At 71.3% G+C, this 14,421-nt stretch carries 11 protein-coding genes and 1 pseudogene; 6 read left to right on the plus strand and 6 right to left on the minus strand.

What is annotated here, in order from left to right; translation table 11 throughout:
• Positions 1-755 precede the first annotated feature (755 nt).
• Positions 756-956, minus strand: a complete 201-nt coding sequence (locus ACTYVM_RS29940; RefSeq protein WP_402690543.1) for a hypothetical protein — start codon at positions 954-956, stop codon at positions 756-758.
• Between the two features lie 224 nt (positions 957-1,180).
• Here ACTYVM_RS29940 and ACTYVM_RS29945 point away from each other — a divergent pair.
• Positions 1,181-1,540 (plus strand): annotated as a pseudogene (locus ACTYVM_RS29945) (tyrosine-type recombinase/integrase); the annotation flags it as partial.
• Between the two features lie 64 nt (positions 1,541-1,604).
• Here ACTYVM_RS29945 and glnA2 read toward each other — a convergent pair.
• Positions 1,605-2,966 (minus strand): gamma-glutamylpolyamine synthetase GlnA2, encoded by a 1,362-nt coding sequence (gene glnA2 / locus ACTYVM_RS29950; RefSeq protein WP_445528964.1) that lies wholly within the window; start codon positions 2,964-2,966, stop codon positions 1,605-1,607.
• Positions 2,967-3,297: 331 nt separating this feature from the next.
• Between glnA2 and ACTYVM_RS29955 the strand changes: the two genes are divergently transcribed.
• A complete protein-coding gene (locus ACTYVM_RS29955) occupies positions 3,298-4,497 on the plus strand; it encodes a globin domain-containing protein (protein ID WP_445528965.1) in 1,200 nt (399 codons plus the stop codon).
• 170 nt (positions 4,498-4,667) lie between these two features.
• Here the strand turns inward: ACTYVM_RS29955 and ACTYVM_RS29960 are convergent, their stop codons facing one another.
• Positions 4,668-5,111 (minus strand): RrF2 family transcriptional regulator, encoded by a 444-nt coding sequence (locus ACTYVM_RS29960; protein WP_445528966.1) that lies wholly within the window; start codon positions 5,109-5,111, stop codon positions 4,668-4,670.
• A gap of 154 nt (positions 5,112-5,265) precedes the next feature.
• On the opposite strand from ACTYVM_RS29960, the gene ACTYVM_RS29965 reads away from it, so the two are divergent.
• The 4 genes from ACTYVM_RS29965 (at position 5,266) to ACTYVM_RS29980 (ending at position 10,850) form a co-directional block, all read left to right on the plus strand.
• Entirely contained in the window at positions 5,266-5,937 is a 672-nt protein-coding gene (locus tag ACTYVM_RS29965; protein WP_445528967.1) for a thioredoxin-like domain-containing protein, read from the plus strand.
• Complete coding sequence (locus ACTYVM_RS29970) at positions 5,934-6,566, plus strand: DUF305 domain-containing protein (RefSeq protein WP_445528968.1); 633 nt, start codon at positions 5,934-5,936, stop codon at positions 6,564-6,566. Before ACTYVM_RS29965 ends, ACTYVM_RS29970 begins: the two co-directional genes overlap by 4 nt.
• Before the next feature lie 274 nt (positions 6,567-6,840).
• The gene (locus tag ACTYVM_RS29975; RefSeq protein ID WP_445528969.1) at positions 6,841-8,745 is read left to right on the plus strand and encodes a S53 family peptidase; all 1,905 of its coding nucleotides are present in this window, start codon (positions 6,841-6,843) and stop codon (positions 8,743-8,745) included.
• A gap of 350 nt (positions 8,746-9,095) precedes the next feature.
• Positions 9,096-10,850: an NAD+ synthase gene (locus tag ACTYVM_RS29980; RefSeq protein ID WP_445528970.1), complete on the plus strand. Its 1,755-nt coding sequence runs from the start codon at positions 9,096-9,098 to the stop codon at positions 10,848-10,850.
• 271 nt (positions 10,851-11,121) lie between these two features.
• Here the strand turns inward: ACTYVM_RS29980 and ACTYVM_RS29985 are convergent, their stop codons facing one another.
• From ACTYVM_RS29985 to ACTYVM_RS29995, 3 genes are all read right to left on the minus strand, one after another.
• Complete coding sequence (locus ACTYVM_RS29985) at positions 11,122-12,417, minus strand: MFS transporter (RefSeq protein WP_445528971.1); 1,296 nt, start codon at positions 12,415-12,417, stop codon at positions 11,122-11,124.
• A 109-nt stretch (positions 12,418-12,526) separates the two neighbouring features.
• Entirely contained in the window at positions 12,527-13,465 is a 939-nt protein-coding gene (locus tag ACTYVM_RS29990) for an endonuclease/exonuclease/phosphatase family protein (protein WP_445529039.1), read from the minus strand.
• A 293-nt stretch (positions 13,466-13,758) separates the two neighbouring features.
• Positions 13,759-14,385: a TetR/AcrR family transcriptional regulator gene (locus tag ACTYVM_RS29995; RefSeq protein ID WP_445528972.1), complete on the minus strand. Its 627-nt coding sequence runs from the start codon at positions 14,383-14,385 to the stop codon at positions 13,759-13,761.
• Positions 14,386-14,421: the final 36 nt, after the last annotated feature.

The following is a 14,421-nucleotide window of genomic DNA, read 5'->3' on the forward strand; positions in this document are numbered from 1 at the left end:
GCGTGGCAACATAGGTGACCAACGTGAAGCCTCTGGTGGTTACGGACATGATCTTGTGGTGAGACCTGTCCTACCAGGGGCTTTACGTCTGTCCACGGCCGGGCCCAGCTCGTCCGGCCTGCTCACGCATCGAGTGGTTCATGACGCTTCGCGTAGATCATTTCGCTGAGAAAACGTCACTGAGGAGACTCGCCGGACGGGGCGTGCCCCGATTGCGGCTTCACTTGTAAACGCTAGTTCGTCGGCATCTAGACCGTCGAGCAGATCCAGCCCGACCTGATCCTCCCCACTGGCACGTGCGAGGGAAAAGCCCGTCCGCTACCAGCGCCCAGGCGCCGGCAGACTTCCAGCGGGCTCCGTATGTCTACTACGGCCTGCGGGTTCCCTTCGCCCTGGCGCTGCGAGGGGGCACATGGCGGGGCTTGCTGTGACTCTTCGCAGAGGGTCTGTCGCCCACGGGGGTTTTACAGACCGCGCGATCACTAGGCGCTGAGCTGACCGTTCCCGCAGTGCGCCGCTCCGTACCCCACACGTGCCCCACGATGCGCCCGGAAGCGTCGCCCTCGCGTTCGGGCGGAACTTTGTTGCTGCGTGGACTCCCTCGACCTGCCACGCGTCAACCGGCCTCAGACTGAGGCCGGTTGCGGGTGGCGTCCAAGGCGTGTCCGACGGGTCGGCACAGTCCCTGCGACTCTCCCGGCTACGCTCGCGCGGGAGCGCCCCGCAGCGCGTGGCCGCGGGGCGCCTTGTGGGGTTTAGTCGACAGTCAGCCCGTCGTATTTACCGCCCCAGCATTTGACGGTGTTGTGCAGATAGGGCTGTCCACCGCCCTCCCTGCACTGAGAAGGGGTAGTGAAGCCGCCACCCTGCGCGGTGGCGGTGGCGGCGCCTGTGAGGCCGAGCCCGGCGAGGGCTGCCGTGGCGATGACGGCGGCGAGGATTCGTCGAATGCGCATTTGGTTCCCCTTTCACGGATTGCCTCGGCTGGGGCACTAGCCAGCTTGATCCTCACCCATGTGGGTGGCACGGCATGTGGCGCCATTCGGGTGACATGGCTGTCGGGAGCGGGGCCGCTGACCCGGCCCGCCCAAGGCCTTCGCGGCCGACTGGGAAGGCGGGACGGACGGCGGAGCGATGGCAACTCTCGGGGTGGGGACGGTCTGCATGACGCGACCCATCTGGCGCGGTTCGGCGGACCGACTTCAACGACCGCGCGTGGAAGCCCGCTCTCGTCGCGGCCGAGGTGATCCCCCAGCCGAAGCCGGGCGAGCGTCACCAAGCCGCCCGCGAGCATGGCATGCACGCGCTCAGGCATTTCTACGCCTCGGTTCTGTTGCACGCCGGCGAGAACATCAAGGTCCTGAGCCACTACCTCGGACACAGCGATCCGGGGTTCACGCTCCGGGTCTACACGCACCTCATGCCGAGTAGCGACGCGCGGGCCCGGAAGGCCGTGGACGGCCTGTACGGGGGCACCGATCCCGTGCCGGACGGCCCAGAGACGGCCCAGAGACGGCCCAGGGGCGGTGAGACGCCGTGAGGCCGACGGTCCGCGACCGTCGGCCCCTTCCGCCGAATGGGCGGGAAACCTTCCTGACCTGCACCTATAGCACCGGCAGATGCTTCTTCAGTTCGAAGGCCGTGACCTCCGAGCGGTACTCGTGCCATTCGGCGCGCTTGTTGCGGAGGAAGAAGTCGAAGACGTGTTCGCCGAGGGTGTCGGCGACCAGGTCGCTGTTCTCCATCAGGGTCAGGGCCTCGCCGAGGTTCTGCGGGAGCGGTTCGATGCCCATCGCGCGGCGTTCGGCGTTGGACAGGGCCCAGACGTCGTCCTCGGCGCCCGGCGGGAGCTCGTAGCCCTCCTCGATGCCCTTCAGGCCGGCGGCCAGCAGGACGGCGTAGGCCAGGTAGGGGTTCGCGCCGGAGTCGAGGGAGCGGACCTCCACGCGCGCGGAGCCGGTCTTGCCGGGCTTGTACATCGGGACGCGGACCAGGGCCGAGCGGTTGTTGTGGCCCCAGCAGATGTACGAGGGTGCCTCGCCGCCGGCGCCCGCGGTGCGCTCGGAGCCGCCCCAGATGCGCTTGTAGGAGTTGACCCACTGGTTGGTGACCGCGGAGATCTCGGCGGCGTGGCGCAGGAGGCCCGCGATGAAGGAGCGGCCCACCTTCGAGAGCTGGTATTCCGCGCCGGACTCGTAGAACGCGTTCCGGTCGCCCTCGAACAACGACAGGTGCGAGTGCATGCCGGAGCCGGGGAACTCCGAGAAGGGCTTGGGCATGAACGTGGCCTGGAGGCCCTGCTCCAGCGCGACCTGCTTCATGACCAGCCGGAACGTCATGATGTTGTCCGCGGTGGACAGGGCGTCGGCGTAGCGCAGGTCGATCTCCTGCTGCCCCGGGGCGCCCTCGTGGTGGGAGAACTCCACCGAGATGCCCATCGACTCCAGCATGGTGATCGCCTGGCGGCGGAAGTCCATGCCGACGGCCTGCGGAGTGTGGTCGAAGTAGCCGGAGTTGTCCGCGGGCGTGGGCCGGGAGCCGTCCAGCGGGCGGTCCTTGAGCAGGAAGAACTCGATCTCGGGGTGGGTGTAGAAGGTGAAGCCGAGGTCGGAGGTGCGGGCCAGGGCCCGCTTCAGCACGTACCTCGGGTCGGCGAAGGAGGGGGAGCCGTCCGGCATGAGGATGTCGCAGAACATGCGGGCGGTGCCGGGGCCCTCGGCGCGCCAGGGCAGGATCTGGAAGGTGGACGGGTCGGGCTTGGCGATCATGTCGGACTCGTAGACCCGGGCGAAGCCCTCGATGGCGGAGCCGTCGAAGCCGATGCCCTCGTCGAAGGCCTGTTCCAGCTCGGCGGGGGCGACGGCCACGGACTTGAGGAAGCCGAGCACGTCCGTGAACCACAGGCGTACGAACCGGATGTCGCGCTCCTCCAACGTCCGGAGCACGAACTCCTGCTGCTTGTCCATCTTCCGCTTCCCCATCCTTGCTGGCCAGGCCGCCTGTGTTCGCTGTCACGGGAGACCGTCGGGCACCCGAGCATCACACCACGGCCGCGTTTCGCACATGTTGCCGAAGAGCCCGGCAGTCCGGCCGTCACCGGGGTGCTCGCCCCGCGTACGGCAGGTGTACCGCTCTGCCGCCCATCTTGCCCGCTCGCGCCGCCATCCGTAACGGCCGAGCCGTCACCCGCGTGACCGACACCACGCCCGTTAAATTTGCATCTCAAATGCAAGTTTTAATACCGTTTCGATCAGTCGAGCGATCGAGCCCGTCCGATCGAGCCATCGAGGAGTCACCATGCTGTCCGAGCAGTCAGCAGCCACCGTCCGCGCCACCCTCCCCGCCGTCGGCGCCGCCATCGGCGACATCACCGAGCGCTTCTACGCCAGGCTGTTCGACGCCCACCCAGAACTTCTGCGCGACCTGTTCAACCGCGGCAACCAGGCCGCCGGCACGCAGAGGCAGGCCCTGGCCGGCTCCATCGCCGCCTTCGCCACGTACCTCGTGGACAACCCGGACCAGCGGCCCGACCTGATGCTCCAGCGCATCGCCCACAAGCACGCCTCCCTCGGGGTGACCCCGGAGCAGTACCCGGTCGTCCACGAGCACCTGTTCGCGGCCATCGCCGAGGTGCTCGGCGAGGCGGTGACCGCCGAGGTCGCCGCCGCCTGGACCGAGGTCTACTGGCTGATGGCCAACGCCCTCATCGCGATCGAGAAGCGCCTGTACGAGCAGAGCGAGCAGCAGGGCTGGCGCGCGTGGGAGGTCGTCGAGCGGATCGAGGAGACCGCGGACGTGGCCACCTTCAAGCTGCGCCCCGTCGACGACGCCCCGGTGCCCGGCTACCGCGCCGGCCAGTACGTCTCGGTCGGCGTCGAGCTCCCGGACGGGGCCCGCCAGATCCGCCAGTACAGCCTGACCGCGGCCCCCGGTTCGCCGGTGCGGCAGTTCGCCGTCAAGCGGGTGACCGGCGACGCCACGACGCCCGACGGCGAGGTCTCCAACCACCTGCACGCGCACGTGCACGTGGGCGACGTCCTCCAGCTGTCCGCCCCGTACGGCGACCTTGTCCTGGAGGAGACCGGTGCTCCGCTGCTGCTCGCCTCCGCGGGCATCGGCGTCACCCCGATGATCGCCATGCTGGAGCAGCTCGCCGACACCGGTCACCGCGCCCCGGTGACCGTGGTCCACGCCGACCGCTCCCCCGGCGCGCACGCCCTGCGCTCCGACCACCAGGCGTACGCGGCCAAGCTGCCGGACGCGCGGCCGGTCTTCTTCTACGAGCGGGACGCCGAGGACGCGGCAGGCGTCGGACGGCCCGGCCTGGTCGACCTCGGTGACGTCGACGTCCCGGCCGGCACGCGCGCGTACCTGTGCGGCCCGCTGCCCTTCATGCGGGCGGTGCGCGAGCAGCTGATCGGCAAGGGTGTCTCCCCGGCCGACATCCACTACGAGGTCTTCGGCCCCGACCTGTGGCTGGCCCAGCCGGCCGCCTGACCGGTCCGGCCCAGGGTCTTTCGTCTGGATCAGGCCGGAGCCCTGCGTGATCCAAACGAGAGGCCCCAGGTGCCGCGAAGGCCGGCCGAGACGGTGCGAACCGCCTCGGCCGGCCTTTCGGCGTGCTTGCCCTTCCGGGCCTCGCCGGGTCCGGTCGCGCGCGGCCACGGTCAGGTCGGCGGCCGCATGGCGGGCAGGCCCAGCAGCAGCGGTCCCGTCGGGGCCGCGACCATGTCGGCGACCGTGTAGGGGTCGAGCGCGACATAGAAGGCCTCCTGGGCCCGGCGCAGGGCGCCGCGCAGACGGCAGTCGGAGCTGAGCGGGCAGGGTGTGCTGCCCTCGCAGTCGGCGACGTCGCCCTCGCCCTCCAGCTCGCGCACGAGGGCCCCGACCGAGGCGTTGCGCCCCGCTTCGGTGAGCGTCAGTCCGCCGCCGCGGCCGCGGCGGGCCGCGAGCAGGCCGCGGTGCTGGAGCTCGGCGACCACCTTCGCGGTGTGCGTGTACGGCACGCCCATGTCGTCCGCGACCTCACGGGTCGTGGGACTGGAGTCGCCGGCGACCGCGAGCCTCATCAGGACACGCAGCGCCATGTCGGTGGAACGCAGCAGCCGCATGGAGGCCAGGGTAGATAACACGAATCTGTCATTCAACTTATCGGCGGTCTCCCTGCGGGCGCGTGCGTCCCACTACGATCAGCGGGCCCCTCGGGCACGCACAGCCACCGCATCGCCACACCCGCCCGCCCCTTCCCCCACGAAGGACCCCGCCATGGACTCCCCGCACCCGACCGGTACCGAACCGCACAAGGCCCGTATAGAGGAGATGCGCCGGACGCAGCGCGTCCGCGAGCGGCGCACACGGTGGCTCACGGTGGCCGCGAGCGTGGTCGTGGTGGCCGGGCTGGTCACCGGCGGTGTGGTGCTCCTGCACTCGGGGTCCTCGGACGCCGCGCCGGCCGCGGCGAGCGACGGGAAGGGCGGCGGAGGGCACTTCGTCACCCGGGCGGACGGGGTACGGACCTGGAAGGGCACGCTGGACCGGAACCACACCACCGCCCCGGTGACCTATCCGATGGAGCCCCCGGTCGGCGGCGACCACAACCCGGTCTGGCAGAACTGCAACGGCGACGTGTACACCGAACCGGTGAAGAACGAAGCCGCCGTGCACGCGCTGGAGCACGGCGCCGTCTGGGTGACGTACACCAGCAAGGCCTCCAAGGCCGACGTGGCCGCGCTCGCGGCGAAGGTGCGGAAGACGCCGTACACGCTGATGAGTCCGGTCGAGGACCAGAAGGACCCGCTCATGCTGTCGGCCTGGGCGCACCAGCGCACGGTGACGAGCGCGGCGGACCCGCAGGTCGACAGGTTCCTCGCCGAGTTCGTCCAGGGCCCGCAGACGCCGGAGCCGGGCGCCACCTGCACGGGCGGACTGGACCGGTGAGGCACGTCGGACTGATCGCCGGGGCCGCGGCGGCCGCGCTGGTGGCGACGGGGGCGATCACGTACGCGGTCGCCGAGGACAGCGGCGGGGCGCGCCACGCCGCGAAGGCGCCCGCCGCCGACTCCGCGGACGCCGGCTTCGCCCGGGACATGGCGGTCCACCACCAGCAGGCCGTCGAGATGTCGTTCGTCGTGCGCGACCGCACCACGGACACCGAAGTGCGCCGCCTCGCCTACGACATCGCGCAGACGCAGGCCAACCAGCGGGGCATGCTGCTGGGCTGGCTCGACCTGTGGGAGCTGCCGAAGGTGTCGGCGGACCCGCCGATGACGTGGATGGGCATGGGCGACATGCCCGCCGGCGAGGACGGCGCGCTGATGCCCGGCATGGCGACCAACGCGGAGATGCGCAAGCTCGGCGAACTCAGCGGCAGGCAGGCCGAGGTGCTCTACCTCCAGCTGATGACGGACCATCACAAGGGCGGCGTCCACATGGCCGAGGGCTGTGTCGCCCGCTGCGCGGTCGGGGTGGAGAGGCGGCTCGCGCGGGGCATGGTCGCCTCGCAGCGCTCGGAGATGCGGTTGATGGCCGACATGCTCAAGGAGCGTGGCGCGGCGCCCCGTTCGTGATCCGGACACCTCTTTCCGTTCACCGACCAGCGGGCGAAAGCCGCAATTCACCCCACCTGACGTTTACTTGGGATTCTCTTGGCCTCCACATTCCCCTGACATGAGCGGATCATCGGGAAGAGTGGCCCCCCCACGAGTGATCCACTGACGGGCCGTACCGCCGCGGGCTCCACGCAGATCACGCGAGGACACACCACTCATTGCGTCACATGCGAACCGCATCGCAGGGGGTTCTATGAGATCCAACCGCGCCACAGCGCGAGCCGGACTGAGCATGGCAGCGGCACTGCCGTTGCTCGCCGGCGCACTGGCGTTCGGCACACCCGCGGCGAACGCCGCGGACAACCCGGGCCGGCACGCGCTCGCGGGCACCAGGCCCGCCTGGGCGACGGCCGACGCGGACAAGGGCGCCGCGTCCAGGAGCGCCCAGGTCACCGCCCGGGTCTACCTGGCCGGGCGGGACGCCGCCGGCCTCGCCCAGTACGCCAAGGAGGTCTCCGACCCGTCCTCGGCCCGGTACGGCACGTACCTGACGGCCCAGCAGGCACAGGCGCGCTTCGGCACGACCGAGGCCCAGGTCGACGCGGTCAAGTCCTGGCTGGCGTCGGCGGGTCTGAAGGTCACCGCCGTCACCCCGCACTACATCGCCGTCAGCGGTGACGTCGCCGCCACCGAGAAGGCGTTCGGCACCCAGCTGCACAACTACGCCAAGGGCTCCAGGACCTACCGCGCTCCGGCGCAGACGGCCTCGGTGCCGGCGTCGCTGAACGGCGCGGTCCTGACCGTCACCGGCCTGGACAACGCCCCGCACAAGGCGCAGCACAAGGACCAGCTGCCGCCGCCGGACGACGTGTTCAGGAACGCCGGGCCATTCTCCACGTACCACGGCTCGAACGTCGCGAGCACGCTGCCGACCGCGTACGGCCAGAAGATCCCGTACGCCGTCCGGGGCTACACGGGCAAGGAGCTGCGGGCCGCCTACGGCGCCAACAGCAACAAGTACACCGGCAAGGGCGTCCGGGTCGCCATCACCGACGCGTACGCCTCGCCGACCATCGCCTTCGACGCGGCCACCTACGCCAAGAAGAACGGCGACAAGCCCTGGAAGACCAGTCAGCTGCGCCAGGTGCTCCCGGCCAAGTACACCAAGACCGAGGAGTGCGGGGCGGCCGGCTGGTACGGCGAGGAGACCCTCGACGTCGAGGCCGTGCACGCGGTCGCGCCCGACGCGGACGTCGTCTACGTGGGCGCCGCCTCCTGCTACGACGACGACCTGCTCGACTCGCTGAGCAAGATCGTCGACGAGCACCTGGCCGACATCGTCTCCAACTCCTGGGGCGACATCGAGGCCAACGAGACGCCGGACGTCGCGGCCGCCTACGACCAGGTCTTCCAGTTCGGCGCCGTCGAGGGCATCGGCTTCTACTTCTCCTCCGGTGACGACGGCGACGAGGTCGCCAACACCGGCAGGAAGCAGGTCGACACCCCGGCCAACTCGGCCTGGGTGACCGCGGTCGGAGGTACCTCGCTGGCCGTCGGCAAGGGCCAGAAGTACCTGTGGGAGACCGGCTGGGGCACCGAGCGGGCCGCGCTGTCCGCGGACGGCAAGAGCTGGAACGGCTTCCCGGGCGCCTTCACCTCGGGCGCGGGCGGCGGCACCAGCCGGACCGTGCCGCAGCCGTACTACCAGCAGGGCGTCGTACCGCAGGCGCTGGCCACGGCGTACCACTCCACCGGTAACCGCGTCGTCCCGGACATCGCGGCGGTCGCCGACCCGAACACCGGCTTCCTGGTGGGCCAGACGCAGACCTTCCCGGACGGGTCGCAGCAGTACAGCGAGTACCGCATCGGCGGCACCTCGCTGGCCGCGCCGGTCATCGCGGGCGTCCAGGCGCTCGCCCAGCAGGCCGCGGGCGGCAGGGCGATCGGCTTCGCCAACCCGGCGATCTACTCGAAGTACGGCACGAAGGTCTACCACGACGTGGTGGACCAGCCGAACGGCAAGGAACTCGCGGTCGCGCGCGTGGACTACGCCAACGCCTTCGACGCCGCCGACGGTCTGATCGTCTCCGTCCGCAGCCTCGGCAAGGACAGCTCGCTGAAGGCCGTCAAGGGCTACGACGCGGTCACCGGCGTGGGCTCGCCCGCGGACGGTTACCTGGAGTCCTACCGTCGCTGACACCACGTCAACGGCCGTGCGCCCGCTCCTCCTCAGAGAGGGGCGGGCGCACGCGTGTGCGCGGCACGACGCCGGACGCCGGGTCACAGTGCGCCCGGTTCCTGAGACGCGTCGGCGGATGGCTGGGGGCGTCGAGGCCCGGCTCGACCACGACCGGGACGGGTGCGTGGACCGGGCCGCCTCACCCGCGGCAAGCCCGGCACGCCTGACGCGCTCATGGCGGGCCCGCGCGGGGTCGTTCGCCCGCGTCGCGGCGGGCCGGAGGTGCCGTCGGGGACGCGGGGACGACGTGGGGCGGACCACAGACATGGGCCCGGTGATCGCGTCGGTCTGACGATTACACTGGGCGCGTGCCTCAACTACGTCTCGCCCTGAACCAGATCGACTCGCGCGTCGGAGACCTCGCCGGGAACTCCGAGGCGATCGTCCGCCGGGCCCGAAAGTCCGCGGAGCGCGGAGCGCATCTCGCGGTGTTCCCGGAGATGGCGTTGACCGGGTACCCCGTCGAGGACCTGGCCCTCAGGTCGTCGTTCGTGGAGGCGTCCCGCGCCGCGCTGCGCGACCTCGCCGCCCGGCTCGCCGCGGAGGGCCTCGGGGAGCTGCCGGTGCTCGTCGGCTACCTCGACCGCGGTGAGACCGCCCAGCCGAAGTACGGCATGCCGGCCGGCGCGCCGCAGAACGCGGCGGCGGTGCTGCACCGCGGCGAGGTGGCCTTGAGCTTCGCCAAGCACCACCTGCCGAACTACGGCGTCTTCGACGAGTTCCGCTACTTCGTCCCCGGCGACACCATGCCGGTCCTGCGGGTGCACGGCGTCGACGTCGCGCTCGCCATCTGCGAGGACCTGTGGCAGGACGGCGGCCGGGTGCCGGCCGCGCGCAGCGCGGGCGCGGGGCTGCTGGTCTCGGTCAACGCCTCGCCGTACGAGCGCCTGAAGGACGACACCCGCCTCGACCTGGTCCGCAAGCGGGCCCAGGAGGCCGGCTGCACCCTCGCCTACCTCGCCATGACCGGCGGGCAGGACGAGCTGGTCTTCGACGGCGACTCGATCGTGGTCGCCCCCGACGGCGAGGTGATCGCGCGGGCGCCGCAGTTCGCCGAGGACCTCATGGTGCTGGACCTGGACCTGCCGGCCGCCTCGGCAGACGCCCCGGCCGGCGTGGTCGACGACGGTCTGCGCATCGACCGGACGGTGCTGTCCGAGGAGCCCGTACCGGCCTACGCGCCGGAGGCGACCGGCGAGCGCGCCGCGCGCATGGACGACGACGAGGAGGTCTACACGGCGCTGGTCGTGGGCCTGCGCGCGTACGTGCGCAAGAACGGCTTCCGCTCGGTGCTGATCGGCCTGTCCGGCGGCATCGACTCCGCGCTGGTCGCGGCGATCGCCTGCGACGCGGTGGGCGCGGAGAACGTGTACGGCGTGTCCATGCCGTCCAAGTACTCCTCAGAGCATTCCAAGGACGACGCCGCGGAGCTGGCACGGCGCACCGGCCTGAACTTCCGCACCGTCCCGATCGCGCCGATGTTCGACGCGTACATGGGCTCCCTGGGCCTGACGGGCCTGGCGGAGGAGAACCTCCAGTCCCGGCTGCGCGGCACGCTGCTGATGGCGGTCTCCAACCAGGAGGGCCACATCGTCCTCGCGCCCGGCAACAAGTCGGAGCTGGCGGTGGGCTACTCGACGCTGTACGGCGACTCGGTGGGCGCGTACGGCCCGATCAAGGACGTGTACAAGACGTCGGTCTTCCGGCTGGCCGAGTGGCGCAACCGGGCCGCTGCCGAGCGCGGCGAGACCCCGCCGATCCCGGAGAACTCCCTCACCAAGCCACCGAGCGCGGAGCTGCGCCCCGGCCAGGTCGACACCGACTCGCTGCCGGACTACCCGGTGCTGGACGCGATCCTGGAGCTCTACGTCGACCACGACAAGGGCGCCGACGAGATCATCGCGGCGGGCTACGACCGCGAGCTGGTCGCGAAGACGCTCCGTATGGTCGACACGGCCGAGTACAAGCGGCGCCAGTACCCGCCGGGCACGAAGATCTCCGCGAAGGGCTTCGGCAAGGACCGGCGCCTGCCGATCACCAACGGCTGGCGGGAGTCGGCGTAGGCGCCGGGCCTTCACAGAGGTACGAGCACACGGGCGGCCCGGTCGTAGCGCTAGTGCCGCGGCGGGCAACGTTTGCCCGTCAAGGAGCGGCGTCCGGTGCGTGCTCTGGGGGTCCCCCCTGCTCGAAGAGCTTGGGGGAGTGCCGGCCGGAAGTCCTCGTACTGGATGTACTCGGGCTTTCGGCCGGTGCGGCGAGTGGGGGTCCCCCCTGCTCGAAGAGCTTGGGGGAGTGCCGGGCGTCGCGACGGGGCAAACGTTGCCTGTCGCGGCACTAGACAGCCGGGCCGCCCGCCGTGCCCTCGGTCCGAACGGCCTCGTCCCGGAGGTCCCCCGTGCTCGCCGTGAGGGGCGGGGTCCCCGGGCGGGCCGCGGTCGGCAGGTGCGAGGCGACCACGCGCTCCCTGCCTCGCACGGCACCCGTCCGCCGCAGGTCCACGCGCTGGGCCGCCCCGGCCACCGCGAGACCCAGCACCGCGAGGGCGGCCCCCGCGAGGGCCGGAGACGTCACGCCGAAGCCCGCGGCGAGGGCCAGGCCGCCGATCCAGGCGCCGCCCGCGTTCGCCAGGTTGAACGCGGCCTGGTTGGCCGCGGAGGCCAGGGACGGGGCCGTCGACGCCCTCTCCATGACCATGAGCTGGAGCGGGGAACCGGCGATGAACGCGGTCAGGCCCAGCAGGACCAGTGCGAGGGCCGCGCTCCACTCGGCGCGCATGAGCAGCGGGAACAGCGTCAGGACGACCGCCAGCGCGGTGAGCCCGCCGAACAGCGTGCCCCGCGTCGAGCGGTCGGCCAGGCGGCCGCCCAGCAGGTTGCCGGCGGTCGCGCCCACGCCGAACAGACCGAGCAGCAGCGTCACCCCCGCCTCGGCGTACCCGGCGGCGCCGGTGAGCATCGGCGCGACATAGCTGTAGGCGGCGAACAGGGCGCCGAAGCCCGCCACCGTCGTGGACAGGGCGAGCCAGACCGGGAGCGAGCGCAGGGCGGCCAGTTCGCCGCGCAGGCCGGCCGTGGCGGCGTGGGTGCGGTCGTGCGGGATCAGCAGGGCGAGGGAGCCTATCGCCGCGACCCCGATCGCGCTGACCGCGAGGAAGGTCAGCCGCCAGCCGAGGTGCTGGCCCATGAGGGTGGCGGCCGGGACGCCGACGACGTTCGCCGAGGTCAGGCCGAGCATCATCAGGGACACCGCACGGGCCTTGCGGTCCGGCGCCACCAGGTTCGTCGCGACGACGGCGCCCACGCCGAAGAAGGCGCCGTGCGGCAGACCGCTCAGGAAGCGGGCCGCGAGCAGGGAGTGGTAGCCGGGGGCGAGGGCGGACAGCGCGTTGCCGGCGACGAACAGGACCATGAGGCCGATCAGGACGTGCCGGCGGGGCAGCCGCGCGGTGACGGCGGCCAGCAGCGGGGCGCCGATGACCACGCCCAGCGCGTACGCCGAGACCAGGTGCCCGGCGGCGGGGATCGAGATGTGCAGGTCGTCCGCGACGTCGGGGAGCAGCCCCATGATGACGAACTCGGTCGTACCGATGCCGAAGGCGCCCACGGCGAGGGCGAGCAGGGCCAGGGGCATGGAGGGCCTTTCTGGGCTTCGAAGCGTGCGGGGCAGGAGTTCCGTAGCGCGGTGATCCGCGTTAGTTCAGAGACGGAACAAAGCCTCTCAGGCCCAGTATTCCGGCAGGTTAAGACCCGGTTGCCGATGTGGTGACGTTCACACGCGCGGCTACCGGCAGGTGGTCGCTGCCGGTGCGCGGCAGGGTCCAGGAGCTCACCGGGTCCACTCCCCTGACCATGATCTGGTCGATCCGCGCCATCGGGAACGACGCCGGCCAGCTGAACCCGAAGCCGCTGCCCGCGGCGCCCTGGGTGGAGCGCAGCTGGGAGGTGACGGCGTTGAGCGAGCGGTCGTTCATGGTGCCGTTCAGGTCGCCGAGCAGGATCACCTGGGGCAACTGCTCACCGGCGATCGCCTCGCCCAGCGCGTCCGCGCTCTCGTCGCGCTGCGCGGCGGTGAACCCGGCGTTCAGCTTCACCCTCACCGAGGGCATGTGGGCCACGTACACCGCGACGGGCCCCTCGGGCGTTGCCACGGTGGCGCGCAGGGCGCGCGTCCAGCCCAGCTTGATGTCGACGGCGCGGACGCCGCTGATCGGGTACTTGCTCCACAGCCCGACCGTGCCCTGCACCGTGTGGTACCGGTACGCCGGGGCGAGCGTCCGCTCGTAGACCGGGAGCGCGGAGGCCTTCAGCTCCTCGAGGGCGAGCACCTGGGCCTCGGAGGCGGCCAGGTCCCGGGCGGTTCCGGACGGGTCGGGGTTCTCGGCGTTGACGTTGTGCGTGGCGACCATCAGGTCGCCGCCGGTGCCCGTCTTGTCGGTGAGCAGGCCGCCGAACTGGTGGAGCCAGACGATCACGGGCAGCAGCACGGCGATCACCGCGGTCGCCGACCTGCGCACCAGGGCCAGGACCAGGAGCACCGGTACGCACAGGCCCGCCCACGGCAGGAAGGTCTCGGTGAGGCTGCCGAGGTTGCCGATCCGGTTGGGGATCTGCGCGTGCATCAGCATCACCAGGGCGAGGACGACCGCGAACGCGGCGAGGAGGAGGCCCCGGCGCCACATCCGCCCGTCGCCGGGCCCGCCGTGGGGCCCGCCGCGCACCAGGCGCCGGAGCCGGTCCCCGCGGCGCCCGTACCCCGAGCCGCCCGCCGTCTCCGTCACGTACGCCTGTCGCGCCATACCGTCGCCTCACTGCCTGCCGTGCACACCGTCCACCCCCGTGGTCTACGACCCTAGGGGATGATCGGCACCGCTCCCGCCGTCCTTGACGGCCGTACGGGCAGGAGGACGAAGAAGGCGGTGCGCGGAGTTCCGGTTGCACCGCACAGGGACCGGTCTGTGACGAAACGTGCACATCACAGCGGGGAACTGACAGGGCGTAGCCCTTCGAGCACCGAGTCCACGATCTGCTCCGACAGGCCCTCGGGCAGGTCGGCGTCGGGGCGCATCACGCTGCGCACCAGCATGGGGCCGACGAAGATGTCGGTCAGCAGATCGACGTCGATGTCCGGGCGCAGTTCGCCGTCGCGCTGGCCGCGGCGCAGGACCTCGATCTGGAGCCTGCGCCGCGGCTCGACGACGGTCGCGTGGTAGGCGCACCAGATCTTCGGGCTGCTCTTCATCTGGGCGAAGACGTTGTGCAGGATGAGCGAGGTGCGGCTCATCAGGCCGCGGTGGCGCAGCTGTTCGAGGATGGCCACGAGGTCGTCGCGCATGGACGTGCCCGGCAGTTCGGGGTCGGGGGGCTCGGCGGCGCGTACGACGTCGACGAACAGCTCCTCCTTGCCGCTCCAGCGCCGGTAGATGGTGGCCTTGCCGACACCCGCGGTGCGGGCGATGCGTTCGATGGAGAGTTCGGCCAGCGGCACGCCGTCCTCCAGCAGCTTCATCACGCCCTCGACGATGGCGCGTTCCACCGCCTCACTGCGGGGGCGTCCCCGCACGGGGGCGTCGGCAGCGGCGTGGCTGTCGGCAAGGCTCACGTGGGCCGTCCTTTCGTTGCACAGGAGATTGTCCTA

This window comes from Streptomyces cyslabdanicus (assembly GCF_052663305.1).